The sequence below is a fragment of the Lacticaseibacillus paracasei subsp. paracasei genome (genome assembly GCF_000829035.1).
Taxonomy (GTDB): Bacteria; Bacillota; Bacilli; order Lactobacillales; family Lactobacillaceae; genus Lacticaseibacillus; species Lacticaseibacillus paracasei.
Genome location: NZ_AP012541.1, coordinates 1,615,655 through 1,634,670, shown reverse-complemented (window position 1 = coordinate 1,634,670; position 19,016 = coordinate 1,615,655). Strand labels below are relative to the sequence as shown.

16 protein-coding genes and 1 pseudogene are annotated in these 19,016 nt (G+C 46.7%); 16 read left to right on the top strand and 1 reads right to left on the bottom strand.

Translation table 11 applies throughout. The features are described 5' to 3' along the window. The first annotated feature begins 7 nt into the window (after positions 1-7). The 5 genes from LBPC_RS08005 (at position 8) to LBPC_RS07985 (ending at position 5,038) form a co-directional block, all read left to right on the top strand. Positions 8-751, top strand: a complete 744-nt coding sequence (locus LBPC_RS08005) for a Stp1/IreP family PP2C-type Ser/Thr phosphatase (RefSeq protein WP_003564704.1) — start codon at positions 8-10, stop codon at positions 749-751. After that, positions 748-2,748, top strand: a complete 2,001-nt coding sequence (gene pknB / locus LBPC_RS08000) for a Stk1 family PASTA domain-containing Ser/Thr kinase (RefSeq protein ID WP_003660703.1) — start codon at positions 748-750, stop codon at positions 2,746-2,748. Before LBPC_RS08005 ends, pknB begins: the two co-directional genes overlap by 4 nt. Continuing rightward, complete coding sequence (gene rsgA / locus LBPC_RS07995) at positions 2,745-3,650, top strand: ribosome small subunit-dependent GTPase A (RefSeq protein WP_003660704.1); 906 nt, start codon at positions 2,745-2,747, stop codon at positions 3,648-3,650. Before pknB ends, rsgA begins: the two co-directional genes overlap by 4 nt. 72 nt (positions 3,651-3,722) lie before the next feature. Continuing rightward, positions 3,723-4,373 (top strand): ribulose-phosphate 3-epimerase, encoded by a 651-nt coding sequence (gene rpe, locus LBPC_RS07990; protein ID WP_003564711.1) that lies wholly within the window; start codon positions 3,723-3,725, stop codon positions 4,371-4,373. Beyond that, a complete protein-coding gene (locus LBPC_RS07985) occupies positions 4,370-5,038 on the top strand; it encodes a thiamine diphosphokinase (protein WP_003660707.1) in 669 nt (222 codons plus the stop codon). The genes rpe and LBPC_RS07985 overlap by 4 nt, the downstream gene beginning before the upstream one ends. A 442-nt stretch (positions 5,039-5,480) precedes the next feature. Here LBPC_RS07985 and rpmB read toward each other — a convergent pair whose 3' ends face one another. Beyond that, positions 5,481-5,666, bottom strand: a complete 186-nt coding sequence (gene rpmB, locus LBPC_RS07980; RefSeq protein WP_003564715.1) for a 50S ribosomal protein L28 — start codon at positions 5,664-5,666, stop codon at positions 5,481-5,483. A gap of 503 nt (positions 5,667-6,169) precedes the next feature. Between rpmB and LBPC_RS07975 the strand changes: the two genes are divergently transcribed. From LBPC_RS07975 to rnc, 11 genes and pseudogenes are all read left to right on the top strand, one after another. Further along, complete coding sequence (locus tag LBPC_RS07975) at positions 6,170-6,532, top strand: Asp23/Gls24 family envelope stress response protein (RefSeq protein WP_003564719.1); 363 nt, start codon at positions 6,170-6,172, stop codon at positions 6,530-6,532. A 59-nt stretch (positions 6,533-6,591) separates the two neighbouring features. Next, the gene (locus LBPC_RS07970) at positions 6,592-8,268 is read left to right on the top strand and encodes a DAK2 domain-containing protein (RefSeq protein ID WP_003660710.1); all 1,677 of its coding nucleotides are present in this window, start codon (positions 6,592-6,594) and stop codon (positions 8,266-8,268) included. A 149-nt stretch (positions 8,269-8,417) separates the two neighbouring features. After that, complete coding sequence (gene recG, locus LBPC_RS07965) at positions 8,418-10,457, top strand: ATP-dependent DNA helicase RecG (RefSeq protein WP_012491645.1); 2,040 nt, start codon at positions 8,418-8,420, stop codon at positions 10,455-10,457. A 21-nt stretch (positions 10,458-10,478) separates the two neighbouring features. Beyond that, entirely contained in the window at positions 10,479-11,504 is a 1,026-nt protein-coding gene (gene plsX / locus LBPC_RS07960; RefSeq protein ID WP_003660716.1) for a phosphate acyltransferase PlsX, read from the top strand. Between the two features lie 53 nt (positions 11,505-11,557). Further along, the gene (gene acpP, locus LBPC_RS07955; RefSeq protein ID WP_003564726.1) at positions 11,558-11,800 is read left to right on the top strand and encodes an acyl carrier protein; all 243 of its coding nucleotides are present in this window, start codon (positions 11,558-11,560) and stop codon (positions 11,798-11,800) included. Between the two features lie 449 nt (positions 11,801-12,249). After that, positions 12,250-13,272: an ABC transporter ATP-binding protein gene (locus tag LBPC_RS07950; RefSeq protein ID WP_003564728.1), complete on the top strand. Its 1,023-nt coding sequence runs from the start codon at positions 12,250-12,252 to the stop codon at positions 13,270-13,272. 3 nt (positions 13,273-13,275) lie between these two features. After that, on the top strand, positions 13,276-14,229 hold the full coding sequence (locus LBPC_RS07945; RefSeq protein ID WP_003660720.1) for an ABC transporter ATP-binding protein: 954 nt from the start codon (positions 13,276-13,278) through the stop codon (positions 14,227-14,229). Continuing rightward, positions 14,229-15,191, top strand: coding sequence for an oligopeptide ABC transporter permease (gene opp4B / locus LBPC_RS07940; protein WP_003564732.1), 963 nt, complete (start codon positions 14,229-14,231; stop codon positions 15,189-15,191). Before LBPC_RS07945 ends, opp4B begins: the two co-directional genes overlap by 1 nt. 16 nt (positions 15,192-15,207) lie before the next feature. Beyond that, positions 15,208-16,116, top strand: a complete 909-nt coding sequence (locus LBPC_RS07935) for an ABC transporter permease (RefSeq protein WP_003660723.1) — start codon at positions 15,208-15,210, stop codon at positions 16,114-16,116. Positions 16,117-16,309: 193 nt separating this feature from the next. After that, a pseudogene (locus LBPC_RS07930) lies at positions 16,310-18,104 on the top strand (oligopeptide ABC transporter substrate-binding protein). 216 nt (positions 18,105-18,320) lie between these two features. Further along, positions 18,321-19,016: a ribonuclease III gene (rnc, locus tag LBPC_RS07925; protein WP_003575305.1), complete on the top strand. Its 696-nt coding sequence runs from the start codon at positions 18,321-18,323 to the stop codon at positions 19,014-19,016.

The window sequence follows — 19,016 nt, the reverse complement described above, 5'->3', positions numbered from 1 at the left end:
GGTATGTATGGAGTTCGCTTATCGCACTGATATTGGTCGTCGGCGACCAAATAATCAAGACTATGTCGGTATTTTTAAAAATCAATCCGAAGCGACGTTGGCCTTGGTGGCGGATGGCATGGGCGGCCATCGTGGTGGTGATGTTGCTAGTGAAATGGCAGTATCGCATTTAGGTTATGCTTTTGAGAAAACAGATACTGCCGAGATCGAGTCCATCGTCCGTTGGCTCATTTTTGAGTTGCAGCAGGAAAATGATGTGATTTTGCAAAAAGCGAAACAATATACAGATCTTTCTGGGATGGGCACAACGGTTGTGGCTGTGATTATCAGCGGTACACGATTCGTGGTGGCAAATATTGGTGATTCACGTGGCTACCTCTATCGCAATGGCCATTTAGTTCAAATTACTGAGGATCATAGTTTGGTCAATGAGTTGGTCAAACATGGGGAACTAACCCCTGAGGAAGCCAAACGCTTTCCGCAGCGTAACGTGATCACGCGCTCGCTTGGTGTCAGCAGTGATGTTGATGCTGATGTGACGATTTACGATATGGAATATGACGACTATTTGTTGTTGTGTTCTGATGGCCTCACCAACATGGTTGACAATGAAGATATCGCGGCAGTGTTGCGTCAGGACATGCCGATTGGCAGCAAGGCTCAAGAATTGATCCTCAAAGCAAATGCTGCTGGCGGACCTGACAACATCAGTGCCTTGATCATTCATCAGGATCGGAGGGAGCCGCAATGATTGAGCCGGGGACGATTTTAAATGAGCGCTACAAGCTTATCAAAACATTAGGCGAAGGCGGTATGGCCAACGTCTATTTGGCACGCGACCTGATTCTTGATCGCGATGTGGCGGTTAAGGTTCTCCGGCTTGATTTGCAAAATGACCCCGATACAGTTCGCCGCTTTCAACGAGAAGCCATGGCGACCAGTGAGCTGGTTCATCCAAATATTGTGTCGATTTATGACGTTGGTGAAAGTCAAGGTCAGCAATTTCTGGTCATGGAGTATGTCAAAGGCTCTGATTTAAAGCACTACATTGTCGAGCATTTCCCCATTCCATATCAGCGCGTGGTCGACATGATGGAACAGATCCTTTCTGCCGTTCAGACGGCGCATGATCACAATATCATTCACCGTGATTTGAAACCGCAGAATATTTTGATTGATCCGGATGGCAATGCTAAGATCACCGATTTTGGGATTGCAGTCGCGTTATCGGAGAATTCGATGACGATGACCAACTCATTATTGGGGTCGGTGCACTATCTATCACCGGAACAGGCGCGCGGCAGTATGCCAACCCGTCAAAGTGATATTTATGCGTTAGGCATTATTCTTTTTGAAATGCTGACTGGTTCTGTACCATTCGAAGGTGATTCGGCAGTTACGATTGCGTTAAAGCATTTTCAAGAAGAAATTCCGTCGGTGCGCGCGTTTGATCCGCATATCCCGCAGGCACTGGAGAATGTTGTTTTTAAGGCTACAGCCAAAAATCCGGCTAATCGCTATACCAGTGCGGATGCCATGGCTAGCGACCTCAAGACAGCGCTGAGTCCGGCACGAGCACATGAAGCAAAGTATGTGGTTCCTAAAGATGATCTGGATGAGACACGAATCATGCCAGTCATCCCCAACGGTCCCAAACCGCCGCATGACGAAGGAGGAGATGCTGACAGTCCAGCGAGTCAGCCAAGTCCGAAAGCACGACCTAAGAAAAAAAGTCGCCGTTGGTGGATTATTGGCATCGGGATACTTGTCGCCATGCTGCTGATGATTGGTATCGGCGCAGTTTTTGCCAATCAGAAAAGGGATGTGGACGTCCCCGATCTACGGGGCATGACCACAACCCAGGCAAAAACTGCCTTGACCAGCGCAGGCTTAAAAGTTGGGTCATACAAGTACACTTATTCCACGAAAGTTAGCAAGGATTTGGTGATCGATTCAGATCCAAAACGGCAGGTGAGTGTTAAGGAAGGCTCGACGGTCAAGCTGATTTTAAGCCGCGGTCAGCCGCAATTTACGCTAGAGAATTATGTTGGGCAAGATTACACAGACGTGAAGTCAGACTTGCAAAAACGCGGCGTAACCGTCAAAGAAAAACAGGTCAGCGCCAATGACGAACCGTCAGGCAAGATCGTGTCACAAAGCATTAAAGCAGGCAAAAAGGTCATTGCGGACAAAACGACGATCACATTTGGTGTTTCCGTTGCAATCAAGCCAAATACTTTTGCGCTTCGTGATTTGACGGGTTATACCGAAAAAAGTTTGCGAGATTACGCCAATGAAGTCGGACTTAAGATTGTGATTTCTCAAGCGCACTCTGATACCGTCGATACAGGCATGGTAATCAGTCAAACGCCAGCTGCTGGGACACAGGTTAAACCAGGCGACACAGTCAATGTTTCGGTCTCTCAAGGCCCAGATCCTGAAGAGACCAAAACTTGGTCGAAAACAATTTCAATTCCCTATCAAGCACCGGCCAGTTCGAGTACCGCAAGTGCCAGCAATAGCAGTGGCAGCACTAGTAGCAGTAGTAGTGCTGCGCCCGCACCCAACGGTATTCAGGTCTTCTTCGCAGATAAGACACATAACATTAGTACCATTAATCGGTCCTTTAACATCACGGCTGATGATCAAATCACCATCACGTTGCAAGTTAGCACGAAATACCCAGGCAGCTATCGGATTGTCCGGGACGGTACCGTGATTGCGCAGGAGGATAACATTACTCAATGAGTGAAGACTTAACTGGAAGAATTATTAAACAGATCAGCGGGTATTACGACATCGCTGTGAATGGGACAACTTACCGAACTCGCGGGCGCGGCAGTTTGCGCAACGACAAAATTACGCCGCTGGTGGGCGACATTGCTGCTTTTCAACCGGGAGAAGGGGATGATGAAGGCTATTTGCTGAAGGTATTACCGCGTCATAATGCGTTGGTGCGCCCACCGGTTGCCAACGTTGATCAAGCCGTTTTGATCACTTCCGCCGTGGAGCCGGACTTTTCTAAGAACCTATTGGATCGTTTTCTGGTTTATCTTGAGGGCCACGATATTCACGCGGAGATTTATCTGACCAAGACCGACTTAACAAAGCCTCAGCGATTAACGAAGATTCGTCAAGATTTAGCCGGCTATACAAAAATAGGCTATCCGGTTTTTGCACCTGACAAGCCCTTTGATCCGACAATCCTCGCGCAAGTACAAGCGAGCTTTGCCGATAAATTGACCATTTTCACTGGACAAACCGGTGCTGGTAAGTCTACTTTGTTGAATCATCTTGTGCCAGGATTGGACTTGGCAACAGCGGCCATTAGTCATGCGTTAAATCGTGGCCGGCACACGACCCGCACCACTGATCTTTATCCGATTCACGGTGGCTTAGTTGCTGATACACCTGGTTTTTCATCGCTTGGTTTACTGGACGTCACCTTAGATGATTTGCGTGACCGTTTTCCTGAGTTTGCGGCGTTAGCACCCAATTGCAAATTCCGCGGCTGTCAGCACGTTAGCGAGCCACATTGTGCCGTTAAGGCGGCACTGGCGGCTGGCGATATCATGCAAAGCCGTTATGATAACTACTTACAGTTTCGTGAAGAGTTAAGCGGCAAGCGCCCAGTTTACAAGAAGAAGTAACTTAGATTAGACAAAATGCGGACGTCAAGCTGATTAATGGCCGGATGAACGCAATATATGGAGGAGATCGTTATGAAAATTGCCCCATCGATTTTAAGTGCTGATTTTGCTCATCTTGCGCGGGATGTCGAAAAAGTTGAAAAAGCCGGTGCTGATTTACTGCATGTTGATGTTATGGACGGTCATTTTGTATCAAATCTGACTTTCGGTCCGCTGGTCGTCCAAGCATTACGTCCGGTTACCAGTCTGCCATTGGAGGTTCACTTGATGGTCAGTGACCCAGCGGCTTGGGTGGCAGATTTTGCTGAAGCTGGGGCGGATACGATTTTGGTTCACGAAGAAGCCACGGATCATCTTTATGGCGTTTTGCAGCATGTGATCGAGAAAGGCGTTCGCGCTGGGGTTGTGATCAATCCGGGCACACCATTGAGCAGTCTTGAAGAAGTTCTCCCGTTGGTTGATCAAGTGCTGGTTATGACGGTTAATCCCGGTTTTGGTGGTCAAAAATTTTTGACGCCGATGGTGGACAAGGTTGATCGATTATATCAGCTGCGTAAAGCTCGGAAACTGCATTTTGACATTGAAGTCGATGGCGGTATCAACAATCAAACCGTGAAGGCGGCAGCTGATGCCGGGACAGATATTTTTGTTGCAGGTTCGTATGTTTTTGGGTCCAAAAATGTCGGTGACGCGATGAATAGCTTGCGTGAGGCTGTTAAATGACGCACGTCAACATCATGGCAGGTGGTCCACAGGCATGCTTGCCAGCCGCTTGGGAACAATTGCCCGGTGTATGGATCGGCGTTGATCGCGGCACATTGCGACTCGTACGTGCAGGGATTCATCCTGAACTGGCAGTGGGCGACTTTGATTCCTTAACGCTTGAAGAATTGCGGCTAGTTCGTGGGCATGTCCAGAAGCTACAACAGGTGCCTTCTGAAAAAGATGACACGGATACAGAGTTGGCTGTTAAAGCGGCACTTCAGGCATCTTCATCCGGCGATGTCACCTTGGTTGGCGGGACTGGTGGACGACTAGATCATTTTTTGTCTAATCTTTTCTTACCGCTTCAACCGCGCTTTTTAGCAGATGTTGAACGCCTTCATTTATTTGATGTGCAAAATTGGGTTGATTATTACAGCCCCGGTGAGCATGAAATTAAACCGCTGCCAGGTTATCGGTACGTTGCAGTTGTCAATCTCACCCCAGTTGCCGATTTGACCATTGTCGGAGCGAAATATCCATTAAAACCATGGCGAGCGGGCTATCCTTATGTGTGGGCTTCCAATGAGTTTCTTGGCAAGCAGCCCTTCACCGTGAGTTGGACGACTGGTCAGGTGGCAATTATTTATAGTCGTGATCGGCGCGGGCAAAAATTGGATAATTAGGCATTGTTTTCTTCCTGATTTGCTTTAATGAACTACCGATCTGAGAAGTCAGCATATCAAGATCCTGAAAAAGTGCGTACCAGTCCCAACTGGCCGGAGATTGCGGCGTTTGGCATGGCAAGGAAATTTTAGCCCAAGGTTTTCCCAAATTAGTTGGCGTCCAACGAATCACCGATTGTATGAGGGATATTAGGCCAACCGCTTAAAATCCGCGTACGTTCCGGTTTCTAGGCACTCCTGCTCGCGTTTTGTCATAACGCGCTCGCAGTCGCAGAAACTTACTCGTAAGGACCTTGGGCGTAATGGCCAAAAGTCGGTCACCACACCCAAGGCCACTTACGCTCCGGTTTCTAATCGCTCCTGCTCGCGCTCAACAAAAAAAGGTCCTGACAATGAAGGATGCATCACATTCATTGTCAGGACCTTTTTAAATGTTATGGGATCAAACCCGGGTCAGTTTACCTGATTTAAGGGCACGTGCAGAAACCCATACCCGCTTTGGTTTACCATCGACAAGGATACGAACCTTGTGCAGGTTGGCTTTCCATTGGCGCCGGCTTGAATTCAAAGCGTGAGAACGCTTGTTGCCAAACGTGGTATGACGACCAGTAATAATATCTTTAGCCACAATATGACCTCCTTTTTTTCAAGGTCACCCTCGAATTTTTCACTCAACTAACTTATCATAGGCCCGCGGTTAATGCAAGAATTTTTGCAAAGTAAAATTACTTGACAGGTCAAAATAAACGCGTGATCAGACTCTAAGAAAATTGGGTGGGTAAGTACAAATAGTCCGATATTCTTTGAAAAATGTTACTGTTAACGATTGTCTCATAAAGGTAGCGACAAGACCAGAAACTGACACATAGGCACCTCAGGTTTAAGTGATCAAAATTTAGGTATTTGTGAGCTTGGAGGTTCGGAAACGCGTGAACAGGCCCAGAAACCTACGTGTAAGGACCTTGGATGCAATGGCCAAAAACCGGCCATCACAACCAAGGCCGCTTACACTTCGGTTTCTAATCGGGCTGATTCACGCTCTGCTCGCAGTCATCGCTTAGCTATGCTAAACTAGCTGGTAGAATTGTACGCGATGTGAAAATCATCGCGAATGGCTTAGGAGGAAACAGCATGGCGGTCAAAATCAAAACCAAATACGGAATCATCGACATTTCCAACAGTGTCATTGCGACGGTGGTTGGCGGTGCGGCGACGTCCATCTATGGTATCGTCGGCATGGCTAGCCGTAATCAGATTCGCGATAATCTCAATGACATTTTGAAACGCGAAAATTATTCGCGCGGTGTTGTCGTTCGTCAGACAGATAATGGCGTGAAAATCGAAGTCAACATTATCGTCAGTTATGGCACTAAAATTTCAGAAGTTTGCCGAAATGTCCAAGACAAAGTAAAATACAACCTCGAAACGATGTTGGGGGTCACGACTGATGAAGTGACCGTCATCGTCCAAGGCGTCAAGGTATTAGGCGACTGACGTACACGCACCGGTTGTTAACGGTGTGACATATTGAAGTTCTTCGAGGAGGATGTTCCGTGGCAGTAACCGAAATTACCGCGACTAAATTCCAGGATATGATCCGGGTAGCCGCACATCGCATCAATAAAAATGCTGATTTTGTGAATTCATTAAACGTTTTTCCAGTTCCGGATGGTGATACTGGCACTAATATGAACCTGACTTTTCAAACTGGCGCAAAAGCGGTGTTGGAGTCTAATGATGAGTCAGTTGGTGACTTAGCCAAGCATCTTGGCAAAGGTTTGCTGATGGGCGCGCGAGGCAATTCTGGCGTCATTAGCTCGCAACTTTTCCGTGGCTTTGCAAAAAGCGTGGCGCATAAGAAAAGTCTGACGGCTCAGGACCTAGCCGATGCGTTTGCACATGGCGTCGAGACGGCCTATAAAGCCGTCATGAAGCCGGTTGAAGGCACGATCCTGACAGTCGCCCGTGAAGCGGCTAAAGCTGGCTTAAAAGCGGCTAATGGCTCTGATGATGCTTTAGTTGTTATGCAGGCAGTTGTGAAAGGTGCTAAACGTGCCTTAGCCAAAACGCCTGATCTTTTGGCCGTCTTGAAAGAAGTCGGCGTGGTTGATTCTGGTGGACAAGGACTTGTTTTTATTTACGAGGGTTTCCAAGAAGGCTTGTCCGGTAAAATTAGTTCAGATGTTCATGACGTCACTGACGAAGAAATGAACGAAATGATTAATGCTGTGCATCATCAAAGTGCGCAAGTACAGCTTGATCCAGCCGATATCGTATACGGCTACTGTACCGAAATGATGGTCGAACTTGGTGATGGCCAAAACCTCAAACATTTTGACTACGAACCGTTCCGTAACTATTTGAATACACTCGGTGACTCGACCTTGGTTATTTCTGATGAAGAAGTGGTCAAGGTGCACGTTCATACTGAGCATCCGGGGACTGTTTTCCGTTATGGTCAGCAATTTGGTTCATTGATGAAAATCAAAGTTGATAACATGCGCTTGCAACAGGAGAGCATTATTGAACGTGAAGGCGCATTGGATCAACAAGTGGCCCAAAAGCCGTTAGCTGAAATGGGTGTCGTTGCGATTGCGGCTGGTCAAGGACTCGGAGAACTCTTCAAGAGCCTTGGCGTGACGCATGTGCTCAATGGCGGTCAGACCATGAATCCAAGCACAAACGATATTTTGGATGCGGTTAAAGCAGCGCATGCCAAGCACGTGATCGTCTTGCCTAACAATGGCAATATCTTCATGGCCGCGGAAGCAGCGGCAAAAGCGGCGACTGACGTTGAAGTTGCAGTGGTCAAAAGTAAGACGATCAACCAAGGAATGACCGCGATGCTAGGGTACAGTCCTGATGCAGATCTAGCCACTAATCAAAGTGAAATGACTGCCCAACTACCGAATGTGATCAGCGGGTCAATCACCCGAGCCATCCGTGATACGACGATCAACGGATTGGCGATCAGAGATCACGACTGGATGGGGATTATCGACGGTACGATCACAGTGACTGATAAGGATCGCGAAGCAGCAGGGATTGCGATGATTGATAAAATGATCAATGACGATAGTGAAATTGTGACCATCATCGTGGGTGCGGATGCTAATCAAACGGAAGCAAAGGCGATTGCCGATGCTGTCGGTAAGCAATATCCGGATTTGGAATTTGAAATCCATCAAGGTGATCAACCGGTTTATCCTTATTTCGTCTCAGTTGAGTAGGCTTAAACAGCTATCGCGTACAGGTGTCCCGCATGCGGGGCACCTTTTTGCGAAATTTATATAAAAGCGTGCGATTGGCGTCATTAGGCCAGATGGTCAGTAACACACTCATTAGTGGTTTGCTATATTTTGAAAAAGGAGGTGCCTTGATGGCTTTGACTGATCCCGTTACTGTTCTACCTGGTGTTGGTCCGAAACGTGAAGCTGGGCTGGCAAGCCTTGGTATTCACACCATTAGAGATCTCCTATTTTATTTTCCTTACCGCTACGATGATTTGAAAGTGAAGGATCTTGCCGAGGCAGCCGATCAGGAAAAATTGACGGTCAAGGGGATCGTTGTGACCGATCCGGTTATTAGTCGATTTGGGCCGCATCGTAGTCGCGTTAACGTGAAGCTCCAAATTGAACGTAGCGTGATTCTGGTGACGTTTTTTAATCAACCATGGTTAAAAGATCGTTTTCAGATGGGTGATGAAGCAGCAATCTTTGGAAAATGGGATGCCAAGCGTCGTAGTCTGACCGGCATGAAAATTCTCGCGACACAGTCGCAGGATCAACCGTCGATGGCGGCGATTTACACCGTCAACAAAAATGTCCGCATGGGGACATTACTCGACTTGATCAAAGCTGCCTGGGAACGCGATCAGCAAAATATCAACGATTTGGTACCTGCCAGCATTCGCGAGCATTATCGCTTAATGAGTGATGCTCAGTTGGTTCATGGCATGCATTTTCCTGATACGCCAGCAGAAGCAAAGGCGGCTCGCCGTACTGGGGTTTTCCGGGAGTTTTTCCTTTTCCAATTGCAAATTCAGGCGTTAAAACAACTGAATGCCAACAGCAGCAACGGGTTGGCGATTCCTTATGACAATCAGGCCTTGCGCGCGCTAATAGCGACATTGCCGTTTGCGCTCACGAATGCTCAAAAACGCGTGGTAAACGAAATTTGTGCCGATATGCGGCGGCCAAATCATATGAATCGACTGCTACAAGGCGATGTTGGGAGCGGTAAAACGGTTGTTGCCGCCATTGTTCTGTATGCGGCGGTGACCGCTGGTTTTCAGGCGGCTTTAATGGTGCCGACTGAAGTGTTAGCTGAGCAACATTTTGCCAAATTGACAAAGTTATTCAAAGATTTTCCAGTCAAATTAGGGTTGTTGACTGGCTCGACGTCAACCAAAAAGCGTCGCGAGCTCCTAAGTGAGTTGCGTGATGGCCGCCTGAATCTCATCATCGGCACGCACGCGTTGATTCAAAAAGGGGTCGACTTTCATGCGCTCGGTCTGGTTGTTATTGATGAACAGCATCGATTTGGGGTTAATCAGCGCAAGATCCTTCAAGAAAAAGGACAAAAGCCGGATTTGTTGTCAATGACAGCGACGCCTATTCCCCGAACACTGGCCATTACAGCCTATGGGGAAATGGATGTCTCCACGATTGATGAATTACCTGCGGGCCGCAAGCCGATCGCGACCATGTGGCTGCGCAAAAATCAGATTGACCAAGTTTATCGAATCATTCGTGAGCAGGTGCAGTCAGGCAGTCAGGTGTTTGCGATCACCCCTTTGATTGCCGAATCCGAAAAAATTGATTTGCAAAATGCCGAGCAGCTTTTTGTTGATATGCAAAAAGCGGTCGGCAATCTTGGCCCTGTTGCGTTATTGCATGGACAGATGAAGCCGGACGAGAAGGATCAGATTATGCGTGCTTTTAGCGATGGGAAGATCGCGGTTCTGGTTTCGACCACCGTCGTTGAAGTTGGAGTGGACATACCTAATGCCACTGTCATGGCAATTTTTGATGCTGATCGCTTTGGACTTTCTCAATTGCATCAGTTGCGCGGGCGTGTCGGACGTGGGCAAAAGGCAGCACAGTGTCTGCTTATCGCTGATCCCAAAAATGAGCAAGGAATTGCCCGCATGGAAATTATGACCAAGACCAACGACGGGTTCTTACTTGCCCAAAAAGATTTGGAAATGCGGGGTTCAGGTGATATTTTTGGAGATAAGCAATCTGGTTTACCAGAGTTCAAAGTCGCTGATCCAGTGGGCGATTTTCCAACCCTAGAAGCTGCGCAAAAGATTGTGGCCCAGATTTTTAAAACCGATCCACATTTGCTGCAGTCTGACCATCAGCCGCTTGCCGCTTACTTGGCGGAAAGCCGGCAGATGCTCGGTAGTTTGGATTAAAACTTGAAAGGAACGAATTGAATGAAAATTGCGATTGATGCCATGGGTGGCGACAACGCCCCAGAAGTTGTCATTGCCGGGGTCGAAAAAGCTAGAGATGCCAACAAAGAATTGACATTTCTTTTGTACGGGGATGAAGCAAAAATTAAACCGCTTATTCATCATGATGAACGGTTAACAATCATTCATACTCCGGAAAAAATTAACAGCGACGATGAACCCGTTCGTGCTATCCGCCGCAAAAAACAGGCTTCCATGGTCTTAGCCGCTCAAGCCGTTAAACAAGGCGAGGCAGACGCGATGGTTTCACTCGGCTCAACTGGAGCTTTGTTGGCGGCAGGCTTGTTTATTATCGGCCGCATTCGTGCCATTGAACGCCCCGGTTTGTTACCAACCTTGCCGACAGTTGACGGCAAAGGCTTTGTGATGCTGGACGTCGGTGCCAACGCTGAAAATCGTCCGTATCATCTGTTACAATATGCCATCATGGGCAGTTACTATGCTAAAGATGTTCGCAACGTTGAAAATCCACGAGTTGGTTTGCTGAACAATGGCACTGAAGCCAACAAAGGCGACAAAATGCATCAAGAGGCTCATGATTTATTAGCCGCGGCTCCGGGGATTAATTTTGTTGGTAACGTTGAGTCTAGTGATATCCTAAACGGTCCTGCCGATGTTGTGGTGACGGACGGTTTCACCGGTAACGCAACGCTCAAGGCAATTGAAGGCACTGTGCGTACGGTCATGCACATGCTGAAGGGAGCCATCTATGAAGGGGGCCTTTCCGGCAAATTAGGCGGTTTGTTCCTGAAGGGTAATCTCAAGTCGATGGCCTCAACCTTTGATATTTCGTCATACGGCGGCGCGGTCTTGCTGGGGCTCAAAGCACCTTTAATCAAGGCTCATGGTGCGGCAGATGCAGAGACCGTTTATTATACTTTGCTGCAAACCGCCAAAATGGTTCAAAATGGCACCGTTACGAAAGTTGCCGATTATTTTGATGCCCATCCAGAAGTTGCCGAAGCGAAAACCGCTGAGAAAGCGTAGACATTCCAGTGGCAAACAAGTACACTAAATTGGCAGATGAATGGAGGAGCAACATGAGTGAAGACGAAATTTATCAAAAAATTGCCGGCCTAATTCAGGACCATTTTCAACTGAGTCCCGATAAAATCAGCCCGACACTTAACTTTCAAAAGGATCTTGATGCGGATTCAATTGACATCGTTGAATTTGTTTTAGAGTTAGAAGATGCCTTCGGAGCAGAAATCCCCGATGACGACGCCGAAAACATCAAAACAGTTCAAGATGCCGTTGATTACATCAACGCCCATCAGAAGTGACAAAAAGCCGACCAGAGATGGACGGCTTTTTTTAAGAGTTTGCTTGGCTAGAAACCATCGTGTAATAGACCTTGATCTGGAGCGTGATGAGCGCACTTGGGCACTGTCCCTGAGACGCTGACGGATAAGGCCTTGGGGATGGCGTTTGTCTTTCAGCGAACCGAAGATGTTGGCCACAGATAAGAAGTTGCAACGTTCGACACATCAAAAGATTATTCTTTTCGAAATATTCGCTGCTACGAACTCATTGAGCGCCCACAGTTCGCTAAATTTCGGCGACCAGGGCCCAAAATGATGCCATCAAATTTTCGCTTTTGACATGGCAAAACAGCTTTAGAACGCATTTTTCGCTTGCATAACCGCTATAATTTCTTTATACTTAGAGACAATTATTTCAAAAATCTCATCTTGTTTTAATCTTGCGTCGAGGACGCAAAGGAGGAGTTCGCTTGGATAAACCTGAAGATTTGCTGCTGGATGTGCAACATCTGCACACGGGATTCAGACTCGGAGACGACTATTATGATGCGGTCGATGATGTCAGCATCACGTTACGAAAAGATGAGATCTTAGCTATTGTTGGCGAATCGGGTTCTGGTAAAAGTACTTTGGCAACCAGTATTATCGGCCTTCATGATCCGCGCAATACGAAGGTCACTGGCGATATTTTGTACAACAATCTTAATCTTGTTGGCTTGAATGAGGCCCTTTTTGACCGAATTCGTGGCAAAGATATTGGCATGATCTTTCAAGATCCATTGGCTGCTTTGAACCCATTGATGCGGATTGGTGAGCAGATTGAAGAAACACTGGTCTATCACACTAAGATGAACAAAGAAGAGCGTGAAAGTCGCGTCTTGGAATTACTGAACCAAGTTGGTATTCCCAACCCTGAGCGAACGGCACGTTCATATCCGCACGAATTGTCAGGCGGTATGCGGCAGCGGATTGTGATTGCCATTGCGATTGCCTGCAAACCACCGATTATCATCGCTGACGAACCAACAACTGCTTTGGATGTGACGATTCAGGCCCAAATCCTGGATCTGTTGGAAGACATCCAACGGGAAATGCATTCTGGCATTATTTTAATTACGCATGATCTTGGTGTTGTTGCTGAAACGGCCGATCGTGTGGCAGTTATGTATGCGGGCCAAATTGTTGAAAGTGGTTCGGTAATGGATGTTTTCAAGCATCCAACGCACCCATACACGCGCAGTTTACTTCGCTCCATGCCACAGACAGATTCAGATGACGACGAATTACATGTCATTCAAGGCGTTGTGCCATCATTGAAGAATATGCAGATAGAAGGTTGTCGGTTTGCGGCTCGGATTCCTTGGATTCCTGCATCAGCCCATGAAGAGCATCCGATCATGCACGAAGTTGGCCCTGATCACTTTGTTCAGTGTACCTGCTACAAGGACTTCTATTTCCCGGATGACGAACAAGCAGCTGAAAAAGGTGAGTAAATTATGGCAATGATTGAGGTTAGAAATCTAAAAATTCATTATCCGATTCGCTCGGGGTTTTTTAATCGGGTGACGGATCATGTTTTGGCAGTCGATGGGATCGACTTTGATATTGAACAAGGCGAAACATATGGGTTAATTGGCGAATCCGGTTCAGGAAAATCCACCGCAGGCAAAGCAATCGTGGGTTTGGAACCGGTCACGTCCGGCTCGATTATGTATCAAGGGCAGGATATTACCAAACGCAGCGTTCGGAAACATATGCAGTACAACAAAGACGTTCAAATGATTTTTCAGGACTCTTTATCTAGTTTGAATCCACGAAAGCGAATTGAGGATATTATTGCTGAACCAATTCGCAATTTTCAGAATCTTACTGGGGATGAAGAACGTCGGCGCGTCCAAGAATTGCTCGATATTGTTGGTATGCCAAGCGATGCTTTGTACAAGTATCCGCATGAGTTTTCCGGCGGCCAGCGTCAGCGAATTGGGGTTGCCCGTGCTATGGCAACGAACCCGAAGCTCATTATCGCTGACGAACCGGTCTCTGCGTTGGACTTGTCAGTTCAGGCGCAGGTGCTGAACTTCATGAAGCGGATTCAAGAGGAATACAATATTTCTTATCTGTTTATTTCCCATGACTTAGGTGTTGTGAAGCACATGTGTAAGAACATGGCGATCATGCATCGCGGCCGCTTTGTTGAAATCGGCTCGCGTGAAGATATCTACAACCATCCACAGCACATCTACACGCAACGACTGCTTTCTGCGATTCCTGACATCAACCCTGATGATCGGAAGAAGAATAAAGAGCATCGTCGTGAAGTCGAACGTGTTTTTAAAGAAGAAGAATCAAAATATTATTCTAAAGAAGGCCGCGTTTTGGATCTCCAGAAGATTTCCGACACACATTTTGTTGCGCTGCCAGATTCAACGATGAAGGGAGTGCATGATTAATGTGGAAAACAATTCTGCGACGGGTCTTAATCATGATCCCGCAATTGATCTTGTTAAGCGTCCTGGTTTTCATGCTATCAAAGATGATGCCCGGGGATCCATTGACTGGTAATTTCTCGCAAGGTCAAAGTGCTGCGCAGATGGCAGCATTACGCCAGCAATATGGTTTGAATGATCCTTGGTATATTCAGTACTTCAAATGGGTTGGCAATATGTTCCACGGTGATTTAGGACAAAGCTTCGTTTATAAACGTTCTGTTACCGGTCTGATTGGCGAACGCGCCGTGAACACCTTCTGGTTGGCCTTGATGTCAACGGTTATTCTGTACGTTATCGCTATTCCAGCCGGTGTTATTGCCGGCCGTTACGAAGGCACCAAGCGGGATTCAGCTATCTCTGTTGGCTCTTTCATTTTGATGGCGGTACCGCCATTCGTCTTTTATCTATTGGGTTTAATTTTCTTCGGGTTCTTTCTGCAGTGGTTCCCAACCGGTGGTAGTGTGTCATCCACTTATAATCCGGGCACGTTAGGGTATGTCTGGGACCGTATTTATCACATGATTCTGCCAGCCTTGGTTGCTGGGATTATCACCACACCAAGCACGATTCAGTATTTGCGAACTGGCGTTATTGATAATACGAGACAAGATTTTGTCCGGACTGCCCGTTCAAAAGGGGTGCCGGATCGCGTCATCTTCAACAAACATATTTTGCGTAATTCCTTATTGCCGATTGCGGCGTTTATGGGGAACCAAATTACCATGTTACTGGGTGGATCGGTTATTCTGGAAACAGTGTTCAGTTATCCCGGAATGGGCCAACTGTTTGTTTCTTCTATGACCAGTCGTGACTATCCAGTTGTCATCTCGCTGGTGTTGCTATTTGGTTTCTTGACGTTGTTAGGGAATTTGCTGTCAGATATCATCATGAGTATCGTGGATCCGCGGATCCGGATCGAGTAGAAGGTGGGGAAAACTTATGCAAAATAATGCAAATGAGGTGGCGGCAACCACCAAAGTTGAACAATCACCTTCTAACTTCAAGGTGATTTTGAATGAATTTCGCAAAGATAAAGTTGCTGTTGTGTCCTTATTCTTGGCTGTGTTCATTATCCTCGCTGCGTTCATCGGTTCACTGATGTTCAATGTCGGCGGTGCGACGCAAGTTAATATTTTGGATCGCTATATGGCGCCCGGAACCGGCGGCTATATCCTTGGTACAGATGAGGGTGGCCGTGACATGTTCAAGTATCTGTTTTTTGCAGCCCGAAATTCGATTACCATTGGGATTTCCGTTGCGTTGATCATTGAATTTGTAGGTGTCGTACTGGGTACAATCTCAGGCTACTTCGGCGGCTTGATTGATGCCGTGATCATGCGACTGGTCGATTTCTGGATGATCATTCCATCATTGCTGGTGATCATTGTCTTGGTCACGATTATTCCGCAGTACAACGTCATCACCATTATCTTAATTATGGCGGCGTTCTATTGGATGACGACCACTCGACTGATGCGCTCGCTGGTGCTCTCTGAAGCGCGCAGTGAGTATGTCATGGCGTCGAAAACGTCGGGAACCTCTAATTTCAAGATCATGTTCACCGGCGTCTTGCCTAACATCAGTTCCTTAATCATCACTGATTTGACCTTAACCATCGCCAGTTCCATTGGGATTGAAACCGCTCTGTCATTCTTAGGCTTTGGGTTGCCAATGGAGACGCCTAGTTTAGGGACGCTGATCGGCTATGCCTCCAACCCCGACCTGATCTTTGATCGTTGGTGGGTTTGGTTCCCAGCCGTGTTGGTCTTGCTGACACTATCCCTGTCGATCAACTTTGTGGGTCAAGCACTGCGTCGTGCAGCGGATTCACGCCAGCGTCGCGGATGAGGTTGACTTTCATTTTCTGAAAATCACTGGAGAGACACTTAGAGAAATCGAAGTGTCTCTCCTTTTTTGAAGAAAAAAAGTAAAAAATGTGCCCAAAAGTTGGTTTTTCTGTTCTAATTATGCTATCATTTAACTCACATGAAGCGTTGCTTCGTTTACATATTGCGATGACGACGCGGAAGGGGGAAAAAGTATGAAGAAGCGTTCTGTGTTCGGAATGATCACGCTCGCTACCGCTTTATCGATCACCTTGGTAGCCTGTGGCAGTAAGAGCTCGAACTCCAGCTCAAGTACAGCTAATAAAGCTGTGAAGTTCCCGGTTTCTTACAACAACTCCGCAAAGGCGATCAAAGGCGGTAATGTCAATGTGGCGGTGGTTAATGATTCACCATTTAAGGGGGTCTTTAACGAAGAGCTGTACACCGACAATTATGACAATCAATATATGAGCCCGGCAGCAGAGTCTTTATTTGCTTACAACAGCAAATTTAAGTTCAACAACACCGGAGCTGCGACCTTGAAGCAGGACAATAGTGCCAAGACGATTACCGTGACTGTGAAACCAAATGTTAAATGGTCTGATGGTCAACCAGTCGTTGCCCGTGATTTGGTTTATGCGTATGAAATCATGGCTAACAAAGCTACTAAGAGCCAACGGTATTACTGAATCCCTTCAGAACATCGAAGGCTTGACCGAATACCATGATGGTAAAGCTGATTCAATTTCTGGATTGACCATGCCCAAGGGTGATAATGGCGATACAATGGTCATTCACTTCAAGCAGATGAAGCCTTCGTTTGGTACTTCAGGGAACGGCTATTTCCTTGAAAACGCGGCTCCATATCACTATCTACATGACGTTGCTTTTGACAAGCTAGAGTCAAGCGACAAAGTTCGTAAACAGCCGCTCTTCTTTGGTCCTTATAAGATGAGCAAGATTGTTGCCGGTCAAAGTATTGAATATACGCCTAACCAGTACTATTGGAAAGGCAAGCCAACATTGGACAAGATCACTTTTGAAAATGTTTCAACTGCCTCTATTACATCAGCATTGAAGAATCATAAGTACGATGTTGTTTATAACATGCCAGCTGATAGCTACAATGATTGGAAGAGTATCGGCGGTTATGACAATCTTGGACGACAGAGCTTGGCCTATAACTATATTGGCTTTAAGTTAGGTAAATGGGACCATAGCAAGAGCGAAAACATCTATAATCCTAAGGCTAAGATGGCTAACAAGAGTTTGCGTCAGGCAATGGGTTACGCAATGAACAACGATCAAGTGGCTGCTAAGTTCTATAACGGCACGCGTTCTCGCGCAACAACCTTGATTCCGCCAGTCTTTGGTAAAGATGTTCATGCCGATATTGATGGTTATAACTTGAATATCAAGAAGGCCAACAGTTTGCTTGATAAGGCAGGTTATAAGAAGGGCAAGGATGGTTATCGAACCGATCCTGATGGCAAGAAGTTGACAATCAACTTTGCAACTATGGCTGGTGGCTCAACCGCTCAACCAATGGCACAAAACTACATCCAGCAATGGAAGAAGATTGGTCTGCGCGTCAAGTTGACAACAGGTCGTCCGATCGAATTTAACTCTTTCTACGACAAAGTTCAAAAGGATGACAAGGACGTTGATGTTTACGCAGCGGCTTGGAGTCTTTCTTCGGATCCTTCACCAATGGATCTGTACTCTCAAAAAGCACCATTCAACTACAGTCGGTTTGTTTCCGCAAAGAACACCGAATTGTTGAACGACATTGATGGCCAGAAGGCATTAAGTGCTAGCTATCGTGCCAAGGCTTTGAAAGATTGGCAGAAGTATGCGAATGACGAAGCATTTGTCATCCCGACTCTGTACCGTCAAGAAATCTATCCGGTTAACAAGCGCGTCAAGAACGCGAGTGTTGACTATGCATCAACCGCTAACTTGAATTGGGCTAAGATGACTGTTACAAGCAGCAGCCGTGCTTCTAAGTAAAAGTTAGATCTTACAGGGCACCTGCAATCGCAGGTGTCTTTTTTTGTGCGCTCTTGTATAATTAGAAGGTAATAAAAAAAGAGCGCGTGAATGCGTCCGGTTTAGCAATGGCGTGTCAGCTGCTTAGAAGTGATAGCCAGCCTCTGATAGGTACTTCTAAACTTATGACCCAAGCCGTTCACGAGCTCATGCGTGCATTTTCGAGGAGGATTTTTAATGGTTGCCTCAGAGTTTGTGAGTGAATTGCGTCAACGTTATGGGATCGAATTTCATGACCTCAGTCTATTGGATGAGGCGTTTACGCATTCCTCATATGTGAATGAACATAAAGAATTAGGTTTAAAAGACAATGAACGATTGGAATTTTTAGGCGATGCTGTCTTGGAATTGACAGTTTCAGATTATTTGTATCGCAAGTTTCCCGACAAACCCGAAGGCGATCTCACCCGAATTCGGGCAGCGGCTGTTCAGACAGCGGCCTTCTCGGCTTTTTCAAAAGAAGCGCACTTTGACCGGTATATTAAACTTGGCAAAGGTGAGGAAAAAGCTGGGGCGCGGAAACGCTTAACGTTGCTAGAAGATTTATTTGAGGCCTTCAATGGCGCCTTATACCTTGATCAAGGACGCGATGCCAACATTCGGTTTGCTCAGCAGATTATTTTCCCGAAAATTGACGCGGGTGAGTTTTCAGCCGATCAAGACCACAAAACGGCTTTACAGGAAGTTTTGCAGCAAAATGGTGATGTGGCGATTGTTTATCACTTATTAGATGAGCAGGGACCAGCCCATGAGCGGCAGTTCCACGTTGATGTCGAAGTCGATGGCCGGGTTTTGGGTACCGGTTTTGGCAAGAATAAGAAAGCGGCTGAGCAAGCTGCTGCAAAAGCTGCATTAGCCAGCTTGAAGCGGTAA